Genomic DNA, 18,879 nt, shown 5'->3' on the forward strand with positions numbered 1-18,879 from the left:
TGCACGACCCACCAGTGTTAAGAAGGCGCCCTAAAGGCGCCTTTTTGCTATCTGCGATTTGGACAGGGTTCGAATCAGATTAGCCCAAACTCTTCCAGATATGCATTACCGCGTAGCTCCGCCACGGGCGCCACGCCTGAGAGCGTTTCTCCGCCTCTTTTGCATCGATCCTCCCCAGGTTATTACGTACAACGATATCGCCCGCAGGAAAGGCATCAGGCCAGCGTAGGGCGCGCATAGACAGATACTGTGCAGTCCAATCACCAATTCCCGGCAGCGCCAGCAGCTGAGTCACGGTTTTGTCAGGCTGGCTTACCGCATCCAGCTTCAGCGTGCCCTGCGAGCAGGCAGCAGCCAGCGCAAGAATGCAGCGGGTGCGGGCACTGACGATTCCGAGGCTGGCGATATCATCAATGCTGCACTCCGCAACCCGTTCAGCCAACGGCGACAGATGCGTCAGCTGCGGCAGTGGGCAGTCAAAGGGATCACCAAAAGCCATCGCAAAACGTCCACCCAGCGTCGCTGCTGCCTTAACGGTGATCTGTTGCCCAAGGATCGCTCGTACTGCCATCTCGAAGCCGTCGAAAGCACCGGGCACACGCAGGCCCGGATAAGCCTGTAGAGAAGGCTGCAGCAGCGGGTCCTGCCCCAGATGCGCGGCAATTAAATCCGGTCGTGCACTCAGGTCAAACAGATTCCTCAGGCGGCGCAGCAGGGCAGGCAGCACGGGGGTGAGTGAATGGCTGAACTCCACCTGTAGCATATTTTTCGCCGTTTTCTGCCGAACCTGAATCCAGCCACAGTGCGGCCCCAACCTGACCGTCCGGCTGTAGCTATCCGTATCGACATATTCCACCCCCTGCAAAGCGCGAATGCGCAGGAAATCCAGCATCGCCTGCCAGTCGTACGGCGGACGATAACCGAGCTGAAGTACCGACGTATCGCTGTTATTCATGTCAGATTCTTTTTCCGTGCCCTCTTTTCTCAGGCGGCTGGGTGGCATGCGGTACTGACTGCTGAAGGCGTCATTAAAGCGCCGCAGGCTGGAGAAACCGCTGGCAAAGGCAATTTCCGTCACCGGAAGCCGCGTTTCGCTAAGCAGCTGCTTTGCCAGCAGCAGGCGGCGCGTTTGGCGCAGTTCCTGTGGCGAAACGCCGAGCTCTTTCTGCACGATGCGCCGCAGTTGCCGCAGGCTGAGATCGAAACGGGCGGCGATCTCCTCAAGGCTCTCAACCTGCTCGATCAGTCCCTCATCAATCTGCTGCATCAGCCGTTCGGCCACCCGCTGGCCGTGATCGACCGGAGCGTTGCCGGGTGCCAGTTCAGGCCGGCAGCGAAGACAGGGGCGAAAGCCCGATTTCTCAGCGGCTTCAGCATTGGCAAAAAAAAGGCAGTTGGCCGCTTGAGGCGCTTTCACCGGGCAGATTGGGCGGCAGTAAATCCCCGTTGACGTAACGCCAACGAAAAATACTCCGTCAAAACGCGCATCGCGAGAAGTGAGGGCAAGGTAAGCTGACTCCCGGTCGATCATCATTGGCTCCTGTTATACAGCGGTCGAATCAGGTTAGCGTCTGAGCAAACACCTGGCTGGCCATATTCGGACATCACACTATTTTATGCCGGTGTCCGAAAACGGCTAGTACCGCCATACAAAAAGCGGATAATCAACCGGAAACCGAGACATGGAGGAAGCAACACATGAGTTATGACTTCAAAATGATGCAGTCGCCGGTCGGCGAGCTGAAACTGGTCGCCTCTGAACGCGGGCTGGTTGCCGTGCTGTGGGAAAATGATGATCCTAAACGCGTACGTTTCCTGCCGCAGGTTGAACAACCTGATAACCCCATTCTGCTCGAGGCGGAACGCCAGCTGTGGGAGTACTTCTCCGGCAAACGGCGGGAGTTTGCCCTGACCCTGGAGTTTGTTGGTACGGAATTTCAGAAACAGGTCTGGGCCGCGCTGGTCACCATTCCCTATGGTGAAACCCGCAGCTATGGTGATATCGCACGCCAGATCGGTAATCCGACGGCGGTACGCGCGGTGGGGGCTGCCAACGGACGTAATCCGCTTTCCATTATTGCGCCCTGCCATCGGGTCATTGGCACCAACGGTAAACTGACCGGTTTTGCCGGCGGTCTGCAAACTAAAGCTTTCCTGTTGCGCATTGAGGGCGGTGGCCAGCTATGGCCGGAAGAGGCACTTTAACGATCGACATCACATCCTGGTGTGAAAATTAAAAACTCAGCGACATTGCTCTATATTTCAGCTATCGTGTTTAGCATATAAAACAAACCAGCCGAAGAGTTGGCGCCGGACCGGGTTCCAGGGCCGTTTCGGTTAAGTTGAAAAAACGAGAGTTGCATTATGAGCCTGATGTTTAATCCCGAAGACGCCATCTATCCGTTCCCGCCGAAACCGGCAAAACTGTCCATCGACGAGAAACAGTTTTACCGCGAAAAGATTAAACGCCTGCTAAAAGAGCGGGATGCGGTGATGGTCGCCCATTACTACACCGATCCGGAAATCCAGTCACTGGCGGAAGAGACCGGCGGGTGTATTTCCGACTCGCTGGAAATGGCCCGATTCGGTAGTCAGCATCCGGCATCAACGCTGCTGGTCGCCGGCGTGCGTTTTATGGGCGAAACCGCCAAGATCCTCAGCCCGGAAAAAACCATTCTGATGCCGACGTTGCAGGCCGAGTGCTCGCTGGATCTCGGCTGCCCGATCGACGAGTTCAGCCGTTTCTGCGATGCGCACCCGGACCGGACGGTCGTGGTTTACGCCAATACTTCCGCTGCCGTTAAGGCCCGTGCTGACTGGGTCGTCACCTCCAGCATTGCCGTTGAACTGATCGAGCATCTCGACAGCCTGGGGGAAAAAATTATCTGGGCACCGGATCGCCATCTGGGCCAGTACGTGACGCGCAAAAGCGGGGCCGATGTGCTGTGCTGGCAGGGGGCCTGCATCGTCCACGACGAATTTAAAACCCAGGCGCTACAGCAAATGAAGGCGCTCTATCCGGAAGCCGCCGTGCTGGTGCATCCTGAGTCACCGCAGGCGATCGTCGATCTGGCCGATGCGGTGGGATCGACCAGCCAGCTGATCCAGGCAGCGCAGACCATGCCGCATAAGAAAATGATCGTCGCCACCGATCGTGGCATTTTTTACAAAATGCAGCAGGCCTGCCCGGATAAAGAACTGCTGGAAGCGCCCACCGCCGGTGAAGGTGCCACCTGCCGCAGCTGTGCGCACTGCCCGTGGATGGCAATGAACGGACTGAAAGCGATTGCCGATGGTCTTGAGCAGGGCGGCAGTGCCCACGAGATACACGTTGATGAAGCGCTGCGCCAGGGCGCATTGATCCCGCTGAACCGTATGCTAACCTTTGCAGCACAACTCAAACTTAAGGTTAAGGGTAACGCCTGACCGACGCTCTTCAGGATAAGGTCTTAATATGGATTTCTTCAGTACCTCAAATATTCTGGTTCATATTCCTCTCGGCAGCGGTGGTTACGATCTTTCATGGATCGAAGCCATCGGTACGCTGGCTGGCCTGCTTTGCATCTGGCTGGCAAGTCTGGAAAAGATCGTCAACTATGCGTTTGGCCTGCTAAACGTCACGCTGTTCGCCGCGATCTTTTTCCAGATCCAGCTCTACGCCAGCCTGTTACTACAGCTATTTTTCTTCGTGGCTAATATATACGGCTGGTACGCCTGGAGTCGCCAGACCAGCGATCATCAACAGGCGTTGAAGATTCGCTGGATGCCGCTGCCAAAAGCGCTTCTTTGTGGCGCTGTTTGCATACTGGCGATTGCGCTGATGACGGTATACATCGACCCGGTGTTCGCCTTTCTGACGCGTACTTCGGTGGCACTGATGCAGGGGATGGGATTAAACGTGGTGATGCCTGAGCTACAGCCGGATGCTTTCCCGTTCTGGGATTCCTGCATGATGGTTCTGTCGATTGCCGCCATGATCCTGATGACGCGCAAATACGTCGAGAACTGGCTACTGTGGGTGGTGATCAACATCATCAGCGTGATGATTTTTGCCCGGCAGGGGGTTTATGCGATGGCGCTGGAATATGCCATTCTGACGGTGATTGCGCTTAACGGTTCCTGGCTGTGGATTAAAAGCGCACGCCAGCGGGTGTGAAACCTCAGCGCGGCAGGCGGCGATGATGACCGCCTGCCGTCGTTAAAACTTTCGTTGCCGATTAGTGGTGATGGCCGTGATGGCTGTGACTCTCGCCCTGAATCCAGTGCAGATCGCAGTCATCGCTGTCGCAGCGCTGATACTCCATCTGCACCGTTGCGTGCTCGATCTGATAATTCTCATGCAGAAAATGATGAATACGCTGCAATAGCGCATCGTGATCGCGTGGCGGTATCACCTGCACATGCAGCGTAATGACCGGCTTTTCTCCCACCTGCCACAGATGAACGTGGTGCACATTACGAACCTCGGGAATATTCAGCGTCAGCGATCGCTGCAGCTTGTCGGCATCAATATGCTGCGGTGCGCCTTCCAGCAGTTCATGCGTGCTCTCTTTAATCAGCATCCAGCCGCTGCGCAGCACCAGCATTGAAACCAGCACCGAGAGAATAGGGTCAATCGGCGTCCACCCGGTAAACATAATAATCAGCGCCGCCGCAATGGCTCCCACTGAACCCAGCAAATCACCCAGCACGTGCAAAGCCGCCGCCCGCACGTTGAGATTCTTTTCACCGCTCCCGCGATGCAGCAGCCAGAATGAAAGGATATTGGCCAGCAGGCCGCCGACGGCAATAACCAGCATCATTCCGCCCGCAACGGGTTGAGGATGGGTAAAACGTTGAATGGCTTCCCAGACAATCAGGACTGTAATCACCAGCAGGGCGAGGGCGTTAACGAATGCGGCGAGCGTGGTTAGGCGCAGCATACCGAAAGTATGCCGTTTGTCCGGTCGACGTTGGGCAAACTGAACCGCCATGAGCGCAACCAGCAGCGCAGCGGCATCGGTGAGCATGTGCCCGGCATCGGCCAGCAGGGCCAGCGAGCCGGATAACAGGCCGCCGACCACTTCAGCGACCATATAGATTGCGGTAACAAGGAAGGCCGCCAACAGGCGGGAGCGGTTTCCATCCGCTGCAGAATGACTGTGTGCCATAGATATCCGATAGAGTTAACAGACGCTTGATCCAGTATACTAATGGATTAGCTGCAACAATTGTATTTTGCTGTCTGTTCTCATCGTTCTGATGACTCAGTCACCAAACGCTTTGCGGGCAGCTGTCGTGCTAGATGAAACACCGGGCCGATGACCTGCCCCGGTGCTACAGCGACAATGCGCCGTTACTGCGTAGTACCATCCGTTTTATGGTTGGCATCGTCACCCACTTTCTTGCTGGTATCCGGGCATTTCCCGTCTTTGCACTGTGAGTTTTTGTGCACTTCTGCGGCATTCAAATCCTGATGCGTTGAGTTGGCATCGCCCGTGTTGATTTTACTGTTATCCACGTTGTTAGGCTGAAGATTCTGTTTTGCATCTGGTGCTTTGGCACCGGCATCTGCCGCTGCATTAGCCGCACCGTTGTTGCTGCTGCTATCTGCGGCCATCGCCGTTGCGCTACCCAGGGTCATTGCTGCAGTGAGGAAGATCATCGCGAACTTATTCATCATTGTGCTCCGTTGAGTTCTGAGTATGGACCAAACCGGCTTAACGATTTGAAGAGGAATATCCCCTTTAGAAATAAAGCTCCATAAAGATAACGTCAGGCAACCATAAATTGTGCCAATTCCATTTTTCAAAAAATTAACACTTAAAATTGTAGTAAAGAGAAGCAGAAAATCAAATTCACCCTGAAAACCGTCGGGGAAAGGCGATTTACAGCGTCGGGGACTCGCGATAGATTGGAGCTGATGCGCCTGGTGTGCAGCTCGGCAATGAAATAACCTGGAACTATTATGAATTATCAGAACGATGACTTAAGAATCAAAGAGATAAAAGAATTACTACCTCCTGTTGCTCTGTTTGAAAAATTCCCTGCCACGGATAAGGCTGCTGACACAGTATTCCGCGCCCGCCAGGCCATTCATCAGATCCTGCGGCAGCAGGACGATCGCCTGCTGGTGGTGATCGGTCCCTGTTCTATTCACGATGTGACGGCGGCGAAAGAGTATGCAGAGCGTCTGCTGAAGCTGCGTGAGGAGCTGAAGGATTCGCTGGAAGTGGTGATGCGCGTTTATTTTGAAAAGCCGCGCACCACGGTTGGCTGGAAAGGGCTGATTAACGATCCACATATGGATGGTAGTTTCCAGATCAACGATGGTCTGCGCATTGCGCGCAAGCTGCTGGTGGATATCAATGACAGCGGCCTGCCTGCTGCCGGTGAGTTCCTTGATATGATCACCCCGCAGTACGTCGGCGATCTGATGAGCTGGGGCGCTATTGGCGCACGTACCACGGAATCTCAGGTTCACCGTGAGCTTTCTTCCGGTCTTTCCTGCCCGGTTGGTTTTAAGAATGGCACTGACGGCACGATTAAAGTTGCCATCGATGCGATTGGTGCAGCCGGTGCGCCGCACTGCTTCCTCTCGGTGACCAAGTACGGTCATTCAGCGATTGTGGAAACCAGCGGTAATCAGGATTGCCATATCATTCTGCGCGGCGGCAAAGAGCCAAACTACAGCGCGCACCATGTTAGCGCGGTGAAGAGTGGTCTGGAAAAGGCCGGTCTGCCGGCGCAGGTGATGGTTGATTTCAGCCACGCTAACAGCAGCAAGCAGTTTAAAAAGCAGCTGGATGTGTCTACCGATGTGGCAGAGCAGATTGCTTCGGGTGAGCGGGCGATCATTGGTGTGATGATTGAGAGCCATCTGGTGGAAGGTAATCAGAGCCTGGAGAGCGGTGAGCCGCTGGTTTACGGTAAAAGCGTGACCGATGGCTGCATTGGCTGGGAAGATACTGAAACCGTGCTGCGCCAGCTGGCTGCGGCGGTGAAGGCGCGTCGCGGGTAATATCCGATTAGCGGTGGGCGGTACCTGAGCAGGTTTGCTACCGCTACAGCGCCTGATCAGACGGCTCGCTGCCCGCTTCGGCGGTCCTCGCGCCGCTTTGCGGTGCCCTCACTCCGTTCGTCAGCCTCCCGGACCAGCACAGACGGGGCGTCCTGCCCCGGCTGTGCTTTTCGGCCGCGTCCATGCGGCCAAATCCTGGCTTCCTCTCTTCGTTCAGCGCTGCGGATTGCCGAAGCGGGCAGCGATCCGTTTGCTCTGTAGCTTCAGCGTTTTTTTGCGATAACCCCCATGACTATTCAGCTGGTTGGCTTTAATCAGATTGCTGATTAACGTCTGTGGTGCGACCCCGGAGCCAGCCTCTGAAATGAACGGCGGGCAATTCGCAGCACTGGGGCGGGCGTTGCTGGTTTGTGTAGTCTGGTGCCGATGTGATTGCGCGGACGGGTTGCTGCCCCGGCTGGCGGTCCTCGCGCCACGCGCTGCGTGGTGCCTTCCCTTCGTTCGTCAGCCGATCGGACCGGCTCAGACGGCACATCCGTGTGCCGACCGAGCCTTTCGCCCGTGTCCTGCGGGCTTATCCTGGCTTCCTTTCTTCGCTCAGCGCTGTGGATTGCCCGTCGGGTCAGCAACCCGTCCGCGCCGTGACTCTTGAGCTGTCTTCAGGTTTGAAAGCCGCTGTTTGCGCCGCATTTACGGCCAATACTCATGTTGAGTGCTATGGGCTGAACTGGTCATTAAGCAGCGACAATAATGACACGAAGGTGCACAGCCTCTGCCGGGGATGCAGGACAATCCGCAGCGCTGAGGTGAAAGCAGCAGGCCAGGAGACGCCAACATGGACGTTGGCGTCAGGCGAAGTCGGGTCAGGGATGACACGTCTTCGCCGGTCCGACCGGCCGGATGCTGTAACCGAAGGCATCACGCAGCGCGTGACGCGAGGACGGCCGGAAGCCCCGGCAGAGGCTGGGAACCCGGCACGGTTTTTCAGCAACACCGGCAGAGGCTGGGAACCCGGCACGGTTTTTCAGCAGCATCGAAAGAGGCTGGGAACCTGGCAACATTCTCGTCGCGACTCTCCCCAAACCGCACACAAAAAAACCGCCATCTCAACGACGGCGGCTTTATCAACTCAGCTCACTCCTGCCTCTCGGCAGAAAATTACTTCGCTTTACCCTGGTTAGCTACGGCCGCGGCTTTCGCTGCGATCTCGTCTGCATCACCCAGATAGTAGTGCTTGATAGGCTTGAAGTTTTCATCGAACTCATACACCAACGGCACGCCGGTTGGAATGTTCAGTTCCAGAATCTCTTCTTCGCTCATGTTGTCCAGGTATTTCACCAGCGCACGCAGGGAGTTACCGTGGGCAGCGATGATCACTTTCTCGCCGCTTTTCATGCGTGGCAGAATAGACTCGTTCCAGTAAGGCAGAACGCGATCGATAGTCAGCGCAAGGCTCTCGGTAGTTGGCAGCTGCTCTGCGGTCAGTGACGCATAGCGCGGGTCGTGGCCAGGGAAACGCTCATCAGCACGATCCAGCTCCGGTGGAGTCACCGCAAAACCGCGACGCCACTGCTTAACCTGCTCGTCACCGTATTTGTTAGCGGTTTCGGCTTTATCCAGACCCTGCAGCGCACCGTAGTGACGCTCGTTCAGACGCCATGATTTCTCAACCGGCAGCCAAACCTGATCAACTTCGTCCAGAATATTCCACAGCGTGTGGATGGCACGTTTCAGCACGGAGGTGTAAGCAAAATCGAAGGTGAAGCCTTCTTTTTTCAGCAGTTGACCCGCTGCTTTAGCTTCGGTGCGGCCTTTATCAGACAGATCAACGTCGTACCAACCGGTAAAGCGGTTTTCGTTGTTCCACTGGCTTTCGCCGTGACGCACCAGAACCAGCTTAGTTACAGCCATAGCTTAACTCCTTAATAACTTTACGTTTCTATGATAATGGGAATCGGTAAACTGCCGGAGCCTGCGCGCGACAATTTTAATGTGCATTACCATAGCTGAAATCTGCGCAGCGCGTAAGCCCGTCGCGCATGCGTTGCGCGTTTTTCATGCGCTTTATCAAACTGCAATCAACTGGTAACGCGTCACCGACTGATACGATTCACCTGGCGCCAGCCAACAGTCCGGCTGCGGCCATTCAGGGTGATTAGGCGAGTCGGGCAGGAACTCGCTCTCCAGCGCAATACCCTGGAAAGCAGTATAGACTCCCTGTTCGCGCGCCGGGGTTCCCGCCAGGTAATTCCCGCTGTAAAGCTGCAAAGCCGGAGCGGTAGTAAACACTTTAAGCTGTAGTTGACCGTCGGCAGACCACAGCTCGGCAGCCGGTTCCGGCGAGTCATTCAACAGGTAGGCGTGATCGTAACCTTTCACCCGCTGCTGATCGGCATCCTTCAGGAAATCCTGCGCCACGCTCTTCGCCTGGCGAAAATCGAAACCGGTTCCCTCTACCGCTTTCAGTGGCGCAGCGGGAATCCCTTCGCTATCCACCGGCAGATAGTAATCGGCATTTAACAGCAGACGATGCTGGCGCGCATCGCCGTGTTCCGCATCCAGATTGAAATAGGCATGATTAGTCAGATTCACCGGGCAGGGTTTATCCACCGTCGCCTGATAGCTAATCGACAGGGTGTTATCTTCATCCAGATGATAGCGCAGCGAGACGATCAGTTCGCCCGGGAAGCCCTGATCGCCGTCGGGTGAATCAAGGCGGTATTCCACTTCGCTTTCGCTCTGGCAGACAATCTGCCAGCGACGATGGCTGAAGCCTTCAGGGCCGCCGTGCAGCTGGTGTTCGCCCTGATTGGCGCTCAGTTTAATGGCCTCACCGTTCAGTACCAGCTGTGAGTGGGCGATACGGTTCGCGTAGCGGCCAACTGTCGCACCAAGATAGGCAGACTGGTGAAGATAGTCGGAAGGTGTCGCGCAGCCCAGCAGCGCTTCACGCACGCTGCCGTCGCGCATCGGCACGCGTGCGGAAAGCCACGTTGCGCCCCAGTCCATAAATGTCGCCACCATGCCGTTGCTGTTGCGCAGGGTGGTAATCCGCCACGGCTGTCCGTCCGGGGCGTGGGAATCAGGTTTTAGCATGGGCCGGCTCCTTCTGAGGCTTTGCAAACGTAAAATGTTTCTTTGATACCGGACTGTGCCTCGTACTGCTCCGCCACGGCCGCCTTCACGCCCGCTACGCGATCCTGCGGCATCAGCGCCACCACACAGCCGCCAAAGCCGCCGCCGGTCATGCGTACGCCACCGCTCTCACCCAGCGCGGCTTTAACGATATCCACCAGCTGATCGATTGCCGGTACGGTGATTTCAAAGTCATCGCGCATTGAGGCGTGGGATTCTGCCATCAGCACCGCCATGCGGGTCAGATCGCCGTTGGCCAGCGCATCAGCCGCTTCCAGCGTGCGGGCATTTTCCGTCAGCACGTGGCGTACGCGTTTCGCCACCAGCGGGTCCAGCTCGTTCTGGCGCTCGTTAAACTGCGCCAGGGTTACGTCACGCAGGGAAGACTGGCCGAAGAAGGCCGCACCTTCTTCGCACTGCTGGCGGCGGGTATTGTATTCACTGCCGACAAGGCTGCGGCGGAAGTTGGAGTTAATGATCACGACCGCGATGTCTTCCGGCATCGGAACCGGTCGGGTGCCGAGCGTACGGCAGTCCAGCAGCATGGCGTGATCCTTCTCGCCCAGCGCCGAAATCAGCTGGTCCATAATGCCGCAGTTGCAGCCGACAAACTGGTTCTCCGCTTCCTGACCGTTGACGGCAATCGCTGCGCCATCCAGCGCCAGTCCGTAAAGGTGATTGAACACGGTGCCTACCGCCACCTCCAGAGAGGCCGAGGAGCTTAAACCCGCACCCTGCGGCACGTTGCCGCTAATCACCAGGTCCGCGCCGCCGAAGTTTGGCTGACGCTGTTGTAAATGCTTCACCACGCCGCGCACATAGTTGGCCCACATATAGTCCGGGTGGGAAACAATCGGCTGGTCGAGGGAGAAAATATCCTGCTGGCTGTCGTAATCAGCTGCAACAACCCGTACCTGACGATCGTCGCGCTTCGCACAGCTGATGACTGTCTGATAATCAATGGCACAGGGCAGCACAAAACCGTCGTTATAGTCGGTGTGCTCGCCAATCAAATTCACCCGTCCGGGTGCCTGAAGCGTATCGGTAGCCGCATAGCCAAAAGCGTTGGTGAAAATCTGCTGGGTAGTGGTCTTTAAAGTCATGGTTATGCTCCGGTTTCGCGGAAATGGATATCGCTGACGGCACGCAGACGTTCGGCTGCCTGTTCCGGCGTTAAATCACGTTGAGTTTCAGCCAGCATTTCGTAGCCGACCATAAATTTACGTACCGTTGCTGAACGCAGCAGCGGTGGATAGAAGTGTGCGTGCAGCTGCCAGTGTTCGTTGTCTTCACCGTTAAACGGCGCGCCGTGCCAGCCCATGGAGTAGGGGAACGAGCACTGGAACAGGTTGTCATAGCGGCTGGTCAGCTTTTTCATCGCCAGCGCCAGATCGTCGCGCTGCGCGTCGCTGAGATCGGTCAGGCGCTTCACGCTGGCTTTCGGCAGCAGCAGGGTTTCAAACGGCCACGCCGCCCACCACGGCACCACGGCCAGCCAGTGCTCGGTTTCTACTACCGTACGGCTGCCGTCCTGCAACTCGCGTGCGCAGTAATCGACCAGCATCGGTGAGCCATTTTTTGCATACCAGGCACGTTGCAGATCGTCCTCGCGCTTCGCTTCATTCGGCAGGAAGCTGTTGGCCCAAATCTGGCCGTGCGGATGCGGGTTGGAGCAGCCCATCGCCGCGCCTTTATTCTCAAAGACCTGCACCCACGGGTAGCTTTGGCCCAGCTCAGCGGTTTGTTCCTGCCAGGTTTTCACCACATCAATCAGGCCGTCCAGCGTCAGTTCCGGCAGGGTTTTACTGTGATCGGGGGAAAAACAGATCACCCGGCTGGTGCCGCGCGCGCTTTCACAGCGCATGAGTAAATCTTCGCTTTCCGGGGCATCCGGCGTATCGGTCATCAGCGCCGCAAAGTCGTTGGTAAAGACATAGGTACTGGTGTAATCGGGATTTTTATCGCCGGTTACGCGGGTATTGCCCGGGCAGAGAAAACAGTCGGGATCGTGCGCAGGCAGCCTATCCTGCGAGGGTGTTTCCTGCGCGCCCTGCCATGGTCGTTTGGCGCGATGCGGGGAAACCAGAATCCACTGATCGGACAGCGGATTGTAGCGACGATGTGGATGATCCACCGGATTGAATTTTTGCATGTTAAGTCCTGATAACCTTCTGTCTGCGTCAGATCTGATAAAAAAATAACACAGTCGCGGTGCGGAAAGCGTGATCGAAATGGAAAAAATGGAATCGTTTACACAAACTTTAAAAACGACAATGTCGCTAAGAGTAAAGGATGGACACAATTTCGCAAGTTTGTGGCAGTGAATTAGTGGTAGCGATTACACTATGTGGTTTGCACCACGTGCCGGTCACTGTAAGCCTGGCTAAAACGCAATGAAGTGAAGAGGTGGAGCCGCGTCCGTGTTTGAGATAAGTCATGCAGAAACGGGAAGGGAAAGTGCTAATGAGCATTAAGAGAATTACGCCGGGTGAGTTCCACCAGAAGTGCGAGGAAAGCAGGGCAGGTCCACGAACGAACCCGCCCGGCGCAGGAATTACAGCGTTTCCTGTAAATATCCGTAGCGATCGCCATCGGCAATAAAACTCAGACGATGGGTAATGCACTGCGGGGCATCTTCCGCGTGGTGGGAAACAAACAGCAGCTGGGTGCGGCCTTCACCGATCAGTACATCAACAAAGCGACGAACCAGCAGGCGGTTAATCGGGTCCAGCCCCTGTAGCGGTTCGTCGAGGATCAGCAGAGCCGGGTGTTTAACCAGCGCACGGGCGATCAGTACCAGCCGCTGCTGGCCCCAGGAGAGATCGTGGAACGGCGTATCACCCTGTTTTTCCATGCCCAGCAGATGCAGCCACTGTTTTGCCAGCGCCTGCTGACGATCCGAGACGGCCTGGTAGATGCCGATGGAATCAAAATAGCCGGAGATAATTACATTGCGCACGCTGCTGCTGACCCGGTAATCAAGATGCAGGCTGCTGCTGACGTAGCCGATATGCTGTTTGATATCCCAGATGGTTTCGCCGCTGCCGCGACGGCGGCCAAACAGCGTCAGATCGTTACTGTAGCCCTGCGGATGATCGCCGGTGATCAGACTGAGCAGCGTCGATTTACCGGCGCCGTTCGGGCCAACGATTTGCCAGTGCTGCTGGCGATCGACCTGCCAGTCGAGATGGTGCAGGATCGTACGATCGTTATAGGAGACAACGCCGTCGCGCAGCACAATTAGCGGTGCATCGGCAGCCAGCTGGGGAATGGCCTCCGCGTCGTCGGGTTCCGGCAGTGTCATGCCGTCCAGCTTTTCACTGTGCGCCAGCTGGGCGACCAGCGCCTCGGCAAGGATAGCTTTACGGGGGCCGGTATGGCTGAGATGGCACTCCGCCAGCACGCCCACCTGCTGAATGAAGTCGGGGATATCATCAAAGCGGTTCAGCACCAGCACCAGGGTGAAATCAGGCCGCTGCAGTTCCCCCAGCACGCTGGCGAGATTAGCGCGCGAAGCCACATCCAGCCCGTCAAACGGTTCATCAAGGATCAGCAGGTCGGGCTGCGCCATCAGCGCCTGGCACAGCAGGGTTTTGCGCGTTTCCCCGGTGGAAAGGTATTTGAAGCGGCGATCGAGCAGGTAGGTAATGCCAAACTTCTCCGCCAGCTGCTGGCAGCGCGCCGGGTCGCGCACCTCATCCTGAATAATCTCAGCCGCCGTGCGGCCGGTATCTTCTTCGCCGGGGCTGAGCAGGTCAGTGTTATTACGCTGCCATTCGTCGGCCACCAGTTTCTGTAGCTGTTCCAGCGACAGGCGCACGGGGTGCCTGAAATCGCCGATCGCCCGGCCTTTAGAGGGGGCCAGCTCACCAGAAAGGGCGCGGGCCAGCGACGACTTACCGCTGCCGTTGGCCCCGACGAACGCCCAGCTTTCACCGGCGCGTAAAGTCAGATCGTTCAGGTTCAGAGTTCGGGTATCGCTCAGGCGAAAGATGCCTTGCGTAATTTGCAACATTAACATTATTCATTCCATTTTATGCATCACACGGTTATTAGGGGCTTCCTGCCGTACAATGTCAAATCCCGCCCGATGATTCAGAGCAGCGTCGCGATGATGACGCGATCGGCATTAAAATATGCTGTCACGGCCGAGCCGGGCTGCAGTTTTTGCTGGGTGATAAGCTGATTTTCGACGGTGGCACAGAGCGTTTCACCGCTGCCGAGCGTCACCAGCACTTCGCTGCGGCTTTCACCCTGTTCTATCTGGCTGATGTGGCCCGTCAGCAGATTATCCGCGCTGACGCTTTCCTGAGTAATGCCAACCCACGGCGCTTTAATCAACACCAGCACCTCTTTGCCCTCAGCCAGCTGCAGGCGATTGGCGCTCTGCTCGGTCAGCGCGACCTTGATTTGGGTGTCACCGTCGGCCAGCTGTACCGTAACATGCTGTTGTACCGGCAGATTGTCGCGGCTGACGACGGTGCCGTACAGCTGGTTTCGCGCGCTGGTTTGCAGTGAAAAGCGCGCGATTGCGCCCAGCAGACTGCCGAGTGGCGCATCGTCCTGTAAAACATCGAATGCCTTCTGCTGGATCTGTTCCAGCAGCGCATAGAGTTGAATCAGGCGCTCGCCGTAGGGCGTAACGATGGCCCCGCCGCCGCCTTTACCGCCGGTGGCGCGCTCAACCAGCGTGCGGTCGGCCAGCTGGTTCATCTCGTTAATCGCATCCCAGGCGCTCTTATAGCTGATCCCCGCCAGCTTCGCGCCCTGGCTGATCGAGCCGCTCTCCTTTATCTGGCGCAGCAGTTCAATACGGCGCGGGTCAGCGAACAGCCGCTGCTGTAACTTCAGAATCAGGGCAATTTCGGCCTGCATTTTGCTCTCCCATTTTCAGCATCTCATTGCCGGATTGTAGCAGCAGGGGATGCGGATGCGTGGGGAATAAATTCAGCACGAAAGCACAAAAGGTCAGTGCAATCCTGTGTTCTGTCGTTACAATAACTTTTTTGTTCAGCGAAATGAGGCTTCCATGCTGGAATTACTGAAAGGCCTGGCTGTAGCGATCCTGATGGTCCCGGTTGTGATGGCGATTATCCTTGGTCTGATTTATGGATTAGGTGAAGTCTTCAACGTCATTTCTAAAATCGGGCACCGTGACCGCCCGGTTAAAAACCAGCAGTAACACGTTTTCCCCTCACGCCCGGTTTACCGGGCGTTTGTTTTCCCCGCTATCCGCTTTTGTGAAATTGACCTCAAATAATGTTCTGTTCCTCTTCATCGATTTTTCTGTGACGTTCGGCCGCGCTATCGCTATATTATTGCCTACATAACGAACCTCTCTGGAGAAGTGCATGTCTGTAAAAATGAATACCTGGCTGACCGCTGCGGTCGTCACCCTGAGCATCAGTGGCCACGCGGTTGCCGCGGATAACATCACCGTTTTTGCTGCGGCCTCGCTGACCAACGCCCTGCAGGATATCGCCAGCCAGTATGAGAAAGGGAAAGATGTCAAAATCGTTTCCTCATTCGCTTCATCCTCTACCCTGGCCCGTCAGATTGAGCAGGGCGCTCCGGCCGATCTGTTTATCTCTGCCGACCAGCAGTGGATGGACTACGCCGCAGAGAAGAAAACCATCGATGAATCCAGCCGTTTTACTCTGCTGGGTAACGATCTGGTGCTGGTGGCTCCGGCCTCTGCCAAAGCGCAGAAAGTGGATATCAGCAAAACCACCGACTGGAAAACGCTGCTGAACGGCCAGCGCCTTGCGGTGGGCGATCCTGACCACGTTCCGGCCGGTATCTATGCCAAAGAAGCGCTGGAAAAACTGGGCGCCTGGGATCAGCTGTCTCCGGTGATGGCGCGCAGCAACAGCGTTCGTGCCGCTCTGGCGCTGGTCGAGCGTGATGAAACCCCGTACGGCATTGTTTACGGTTCTGATGCGGTGGCCAGCAAGAAAGTCGCCGTGGTCGGCACCTTCCCGGCAGACAGCCACAAGCCGGTCGAATATCCGGTAGCTATCGTGAAAGATCATAAAAATGCCAGCGTCAGCGCCTTTTATGACTACCTGAAAGGACCGCAGGCGGCAGCGATTTTCAAACAGTATGGATTTGCGCCTAAGTCATGATGTTCCTCAGCGATCCCGAATGGCAGGCGGTTGCGCTCAGCCTGAAAGTCTCGGTGGTGGCGGTGGCATGCAGCCTGCCGTTCGGTATCCTGATGGCGTGGCTGCTGGTCCGCCGTCAGTTCCCCGGTAAAACTCTGCTCGACAGTATTATCCACCTGCCGCTGGTGCTGCCGCCGGTAGTGGTGGGCTATCTGCTGCTGCTGGGCTTCGGGCGGCGCGGGGTGATTGGCGAATACCTGTATGACTGGTTTGGCTTCAGCTTTGCCTTTAGCTGGCGCGGTGCCGCGCTGGCTTCGGCGGTGATTGCCTTCCCGCTGATGGTTCGTGCCATTCGCCTGGCGTTGGAAGCGGTTGATACCCGGCTGGAGCAGGCAGCCCGCACGCTGGGTGCCGGGCGCTGGCGGGTGTTTCTGACCATCACGCTGCCGCTGACCCTGCCGGGGATTATTGTGGGTACGGTGCTGGCTTTTGCCCGCTCTCTGGGCGAGTTTGGTGCCACCATCACCTTTGTTTCCAATATCCCGGGTGAAACGCGTACGCTGCCGTCGGCAATGTATACGCTGATTGAAACGCCGGGTGCCGAAGGCGCTGCCGCCAGACTGTGCGTGATTGCTATCGTGCTGGCGCTGTTTTCTCTGCTTGTTTCCGAATGGCTGACCCGCTGGGGTCGTAAGCGTTTAGGTCTTTAATGTTAGAACTCGATTTCAGCCAGCAGCTGGGCGACTGCCTGCTTAATGTGCAGACCAGCCTGCCGGGTAAGGGAATTACCGCCGTGTTTGGCGTCTCCGGTGCGGGGAAAACCTCGCTGATTAACGCCATTGGTGGGCTGACGGTGCCGCAGCAGGGGCGCATTGTGCTCAACGACCGGGTGCTCAGCGATACGGCTAAAGGTATCTGGCTGCCGCCGGAAAAGCGCCGCGTTGGCTATGTTTTTCAGGACGCGCGCCTGTTCCCGCATTATCGGGTGCGCGGCAACCTGGAATACGGCATGGCGAAAAGCATGCGCCCGCAGTTCGACAGTCTGGTTCAACTGCTGGGCATCGAACCGCTGCTGTCCCGCTTCCCGTGGTCGCTCTCCGGCGGTGAAAAACAGCGTGTTGCCATTGGGCGTGCATTGCTGACTGCGCCGGAAATCATGCTGATGGATGAGCCGCTGGCCTCGCTCGATCTGCCGCGCAAGCGCGAGCTGCTGCCCTATCTGCAAAAGCTGGCGAAAGAGGTCGACATTCCGATTCTTTACGTCAGCCACAGCCTGGATGAGCTGCTGCATCTGGCCGAAAACGTACTGGTGCTGGATAAAGGATCGGTCATCGCCAATGGTCCGCTGGAAGAAGTGTGGGCCAGTAGCGCCATGCGTCCGTGGCTGCCGCGCGCCGAGCAGAGCAGCGTGCTACGCGTACAGGTGCTGGAGCAGCATCCGCACTACGAGATGACCGCGCTGTCGCTGGGCGAGGAGCGTATCTGGGTCAGTCGCATTACTGCGCCGTTACAAACGCCGATGCGCATCCGTATTAATGCGGCGGACGTGTCGCTGGTGCTGGAACCACCGGTCAACAGCAGCATTCGCAATGTGATACCTGCCGTCGTAGTTGAGCTGCTGGAGATCGATCATCAGGTGGAGGTGAAGCTGCGGGTCGGCCACAGCGAGCTTTGGGCGCGTATTACGCCCTGGGCCCGCGATGAATTGAAGATTAAACCCGATATGCCGCTTTATGCGCAGATCAAAAGCGTGTCAATCACGCCCTGATTACAGAATTTCGCGGTAAATGGTTTCGGCAATGCCCGGCTCAAGGTTGGTGCCGATCACGCGCCCGGCGCGGGCTTTAATCGCCTCGTCGGCGTTGCCCATTGCCACACCCAGACCCACGGTTTCCAGCATGCTCAGGTCGTTGTAGTTGTCGCCAAAGGCCAGCACGTCGCTCATCTGATAGCCTTCTGCGGCTACCCATTCGGCCAGACGTTTGCCTTTGCTGTTACCGGCTTTGGCAATATCGACCTGATCGTGCCACGACCACTCGCAGGCCAGGCCGAGTTCATCCTCAACCTTCTGCGCGAAGCGCTGCAGTTCCGCCGTGTCCTGGTGAGAAACGGCAAATTTCCAGATCGACTGTGCGCTCTGCGCCGCACCGGCCAGGCTGTCGACATGCAGGAACGTCGGGCGCTGGGATTCAGGCAGGGTCAGGCCCCAGTTAATCGTGCGGGTCACGTGACCAGTTTCGGCCTGGTACAGCATGGCATCATCCACATACAGCAGGCCGTGAATCGCGGCGTCGTCGAGCATTTCAATCACGCGCTGCGCCTGATCTTTTGGCAGCGGATCGGAATGTAAGACTTTTTTCGCCTGGTAATCATACAAATAGGTGCCGTTACAGCAGATTGCAGGTGTATCCAGCGCCAGTGCCTGATAAAAAGGATGGATAGCAACATGATGGCGACCGGTAACGATCAACACTTTTACCCCGGCCTGGCGCGCTTTAGCCAGCGCTTCCAGCGACTCGGGAAGAATGGTTTTATTCGGCGTTAAAAGCGTGCCGTCCAGATCAAGGGCGATGATGCGATAGCTCATATGCGTTTCCGTGACTAAATGTGAGTTAAAGAGTGTACACCCTGTGACGCCGG

18 protein-coding genes are annotated in these 18,879 nt (G+C 56.8%); 8 read left to right on the forward strand and 10 right to left on the reverse strand.

The annotated features are described in order from the left end of the window. Nucleotides 1–79 precede the first annotated feature (79 nt). The gene (locus IBT47_RS24105; protein ID WP_200563625.1) at nucleotides 80–1,531 is read right to left on the reverse strand and encodes a DNA-3-methyladenine glycosylase 2; all 1,452 of its coding nucleotides are present in this window, start codon (nucleotides 1,529–1,531) and stop codon (nucleotides 80–82) included. Between the two features lie 167 nt (nucleotides 1,532–1,698). Between IBT47_RS24105 and IBT47_RS24110 the strand changes: the two genes are divergently transcribed. The 3 genes from IBT47_RS24110 to pnuC all read left to right on the forward strand — a co-directional run bounded on the left by IBT47_RS24110 (nucleotide 1,699) and on the right by pnuC (nucleotide 4,156). Then, complete coding sequence (locus IBT47_RS24110; RefSeq protein ID WP_105591100.1) at nucleotides 1,699–2,205, forward strand: methylated-DNA--[protein]-cysteine S-methyltransferase; 507 nt, start codon at nucleotides 1,699–1,701, stop codon at nucleotides 2,203–2,205. 159 nt (nucleotides 2,206–2,364) lie between these two features. Beyond that, nucleotides 2,365–3,426, forward strand: a complete 1,062-nt coding sequence (gene nadA, locus IBT47_RS24115; RefSeq protein ID WP_105591101.1) for a quinolinate synthase NadA — start codon at nucleotides 2,365–2,367, stop codon at nucleotides 3,424–3,426. Between the two features lie 28 nt (nucleotides 3,427–3,454). Continuing rightward, nucleotides 3,455–4,156 carry a nicotinamide riboside transporter PnuC gene (gene pnuC, locus IBT47_RS24120; RefSeq protein WP_200563558.1) on the forward strand — a complete coding sequence of 234 codons (702 nt, stop codon included), beginning with the start codon at nucleotides 3,455–3,457 and terminating at the stop codon, nucleotides 4,154–4,156. A gap of 61 nt (nucleotides 4,157–4,217) precedes the next feature. Here the strand turns inward: pnuC and zitB are convergent, their stop codons facing one another. Then, on the reverse strand, nucleotides 4,218–5,150 hold the full coding sequence (gene zitB, locus IBT47_RS24125) for a CDF family zinc transporter ZitB (RefSeq protein ID WP_200563560.1): 933 nt from the start codon (nucleotides 5,148–5,150) through the stop codon (nucleotides 4,218–4,220). Nucleotides 5,151–5,335: 185 nt separating this feature from the next. Continuing rightward, on the reverse strand, nucleotides 5,336–5,659 hold the full coding sequence (locus IBT47_RS24130) for a protein YbgS (RefSeq protein ID WP_200563627.1): 324 nt from the start codon (nucleotides 5,657–5,659) through the stop codon (nucleotides 5,336–5,338). 288 nt (nucleotides 5,660–5,947) lie between these two features. On the opposite strand from IBT47_RS24130, the gene aroG reads away from it, so the two are divergent. Next, a complete protein-coding gene (gene aroG / locus IBT47_RS24135; protein WP_200563562.1) occupies nucleotides 5,948–7,000 on the forward strand; it encodes a 3-deoxy-7-phosphoheptulonate synthase AroG in 1,053 nt (350 codons plus the stop codon). A gap of 1,158 nt (nucleotides 7,001–8,158) precedes the next feature. Here aroG and gpmA read toward each other — a convergent pair. The 6 genes from gpmA to modE form a co-directional block, all read right to left on the reverse strand. Beyond that, a complete protein-coding gene (gene gpmA / locus IBT47_RS24140) occupies nucleotides 8,159–8,911 on the reverse strand; it encodes a 2,3-diphosphoglycerate-dependent phosphoglycerate mutase (protein ID WP_012441996.1) in 753 nt (250 codons plus the stop codon). A 156-nt stretch (nucleotides 8,912–9,067) separates the two neighbouring features. Next, nucleotides 9,068–10,096, reverse strand: a complete 1,029-nt coding sequence (gene galM, locus IBT47_RS24145) for a galactose-1-epimerase (protein ID WP_200563564.1) — start codon at nucleotides 10,094–10,096, stop codon at nucleotides 9,068–9,070. Beyond that, entirely contained in the window at nucleotides 10,090–11,238 is a 1,149-nt protein-coding gene (gene galK, locus IBT47_RS24150) for a galactokinase (protein ID WP_200563566.1), read from the reverse strand. Before galK ends, galM begins: the two co-directional genes overlap by 7 nt. A 2-nt stretch (nucleotides 11,239–11,240) precedes the next feature. Continuing rightward, complete coding sequence (gene galT, locus IBT47_RS24155) at nucleotides 11,241–12,287, reverse strand: galactose-1-phosphate uridylyltransferase (protein ID WP_105591110.1); 1,047 nt, start codon at nucleotides 12,285–12,287, stop codon at nucleotides 11,241–11,243. A 402-nt stretch (nucleotides 12,288–12,689) separates the two neighbouring features. Further along, on the reverse strand, nucleotides 12,690–14,156 hold the full coding sequence (modF, locus tag IBT47_RS24160) for a molybdate ABC transporter ATP-binding protein ModF (RefSeq protein WP_200563568.1): 1,467 nt from the start codon (nucleotides 14,154–14,156) through the stop codon (nucleotides 12,690–12,692). A 74-nt stretch (nucleotides 14,157–14,230) separates the two neighbouring features. Further along, complete coding sequence (gene modE / locus IBT47_RS24165) at nucleotides 14,231–15,010, reverse strand: molybdenum-dependent transcriptional regulator (protein WP_200563570.1); 780 nt, start codon at nucleotides 15,008–15,010, stop codon at nucleotides 14,231–14,233. A gap of 154 nt (nucleotides 15,011–15,164) precedes the next feature. Here modE and IBT47_RS24170 point away from each other — a divergent pair, with 154 nt between their 5' ends. The 4 genes from IBT47_RS24170 (at nucleotide 15,165) to modC (ending at nucleotide 18,007) form a co-directional block, all read left to right on the forward strand. Next, the gene (locus tag IBT47_RS24170) at nucleotides 15,165–15,317 is read left to right on the forward strand and encodes an AcrZ family multidrug efflux pump-associated protein (RefSeq protein WP_105591113.1); all 153 of its coding nucleotides are present in this window, start codon (nucleotides 15,165–15,167) and stop codon (nucleotides 15,315–15,317) included. Between the two features lie 169 nt (nucleotides 15,318–15,486). After that, nucleotides 15,487–16,260, forward strand: coding sequence for a molybdate ABC transporter substrate-binding protein (modA, locus tag IBT47_RS24175; RefSeq protein ID WP_105591114.1), 774 nt, complete (start codon nucleotides 15,487–15,489; stop codon nucleotides 16,258–16,260). Then, nucleotides 16,260–16,949: a molybdate ABC transporter permease subunit gene (gene modB, locus IBT47_RS24180; RefSeq protein ID WP_105591173.1), complete on the forward strand. Its 690-nt coding sequence runs from the start codon at nucleotides 16,260–16,262 to the stop codon at nucleotides 16,947–16,949. Before modA ends, modB begins: the two co-directional genes overlap by 1 nt. Continuing rightward, nucleotides 16,949–18,007 (forward strand): molybdenum ABC transporter ATP-binding protein ModC, encoded by a 1,059-nt coding sequence (modC, locus tag IBT47_RS24185; RefSeq protein ID WP_200563572.1) that lies wholly within the window; start codon nucleotides 16,949–16,951, stop codon nucleotides 18,005–18,007. The genes modB and modC overlap by 1 nt, the downstream gene beginning before the upstream one ends. On the opposite strand, the gene IBT47_RS24190 is transcribed toward modC, so the two are convergent. Beyond that, entirely contained in the window at nucleotides 18,008–18,826 is an 819-nt protein-coding gene (locus tag IBT47_RS24190; RefSeq protein ID WP_105591116.1) for a pyridoxal phosphatase, read from the reverse strand. Between the last annotated feature and the right edge of the window lie 53 nt (nucleotides 18,827–18,879).

This window comes from Erwinia sp. S43, from assembly GCF_016624745.1.
Lineage (GTDB): Bacteria > Pseudomonadota > Gammaproteobacteria > Enterobacterales > Enterobacteriaceae > Erwinia > Erwinia coffeiphila.

Excerpts from the sequence above, each read along its gene's own strand:
- pnuC (WP_200563558.1), top strand. The coding sequence starts at position 3,455 with ATGGATTTCTTCAGTACCTCAAATATTCTGGTTCATATTCCTCTCGGC.
- gpmA (WP_012441996.1), bottom strand. The coding sequence starts at position 8,911 with ATGGCTGTAACTAAGCTGGTTCTGGTGCGTCACGGCGAAAGCCAGTGG.
- IBT47_RS24105 (WP_200563625.1), bottom strand. The coding sequence starts at position 1,531 with ATGATCGACCGGGAGTCAGCTTACCTTGCCCTCACTTCTCGCGATGCG.
- modC (WP_200563572.1), top strand. The coding sequence starts at position 16,949 with ATGTTAGAACTCGATTTCAGCCAGCAGCTGGGCGACTGCCTGCTTAAT.
- galT (WP_105591110.1), bottom strand. The coding sequence starts at position 12,287 with ATGCAAAAATTCAATCCGGTGGATCATCCACATCGTCGCTACAATCCG.
- galM (WP_200563564.1), bottom strand. The coding sequence starts at position 10,096 with ATGCTAAAACCTGATTCCCACGCCCCGGACGGACAGCCGTGGCGGATT.
- IBT47_RS24110 (WP_105591100.1), top strand. The coding sequence starts at position 1,699 with ATGAGTTATGACTTCAAAATGATGCAGTCGCCGGTCGGCGAGCTGAAA.
- modF (WP_200563568.1), bottom strand. The coding sequence starts at position 14,156 with ATGTTAATGTTGCAAATTACGCAAGGCATCTTTCGCCTGAGCGATACC.
- modA (WP_105591114.1), top strand. The coding sequence starts at position 15,487 with ATGTCTGTAAAAATGAATACCTGGCTGACCGCTGCGGTCGTCACCCTG.
- IBT47_RS24130 (WP_200563627.1), bottom strand. The coding sequence starts at position 5,659 with ATGAATAAGTTCGCGATGATCTTCCTCACTGCAGCAATGACCCTGGGT.
- IBT47_RS24190 (WP_105591116.1), bottom strand. The coding sequence starts at position 18,826 with ATGAGCTATCGCATCATCGCCCTTGATCTGGACGGCACGCTTTTAACG.
- galK (WP_200563566.1), bottom strand. The coding sequence starts at position 11,238 with ATGACTTTAAAGACCACTACCCAGCAGATTTTCACCAACGCTTTTGGC.
- zitB (WP_200563560.1), bottom strand. The coding sequence starts at position 5,150 with ATGGCACACAGTCATTCTGCAGCGGATGGAAACCGCTCCCGCCTGTTG.
- modE (WP_200563570.1), bottom strand. The coding sequence starts at position 15,010 with ATGCAGGCCGAAATTGCCCTGATTCTGAAGTTACAGCAGCGGCTGTTC.
- IBT47_RS24170 (WP_105591113.1), top strand. The coding sequence starts at position 15,165 with ATGCTGGAATTACTGAAAGGCCTGGCTGTAGCGATCCTGATGGTCCCG.
- nadA (WP_105591101.1), top strand. The coding sequence starts at position 2,365 with ATGAGCCTGATGTTTAATCCCGAAGACGCCATCTATCCGTTCCCGCCG.
- aroG (WP_200563562.1), top strand. The coding sequence starts at position 5,948 with ATGAATTATCAGAACGATGACTTAAGAATCAAAGAGATAAAAGAATTA.
- modB (WP_105591173.1), top strand. The coding sequence starts at position 16,260 with ATGTTCCTCAGCGATCCCGAATGGCAGGCGGTTGCGCTCAGCCTGAAA.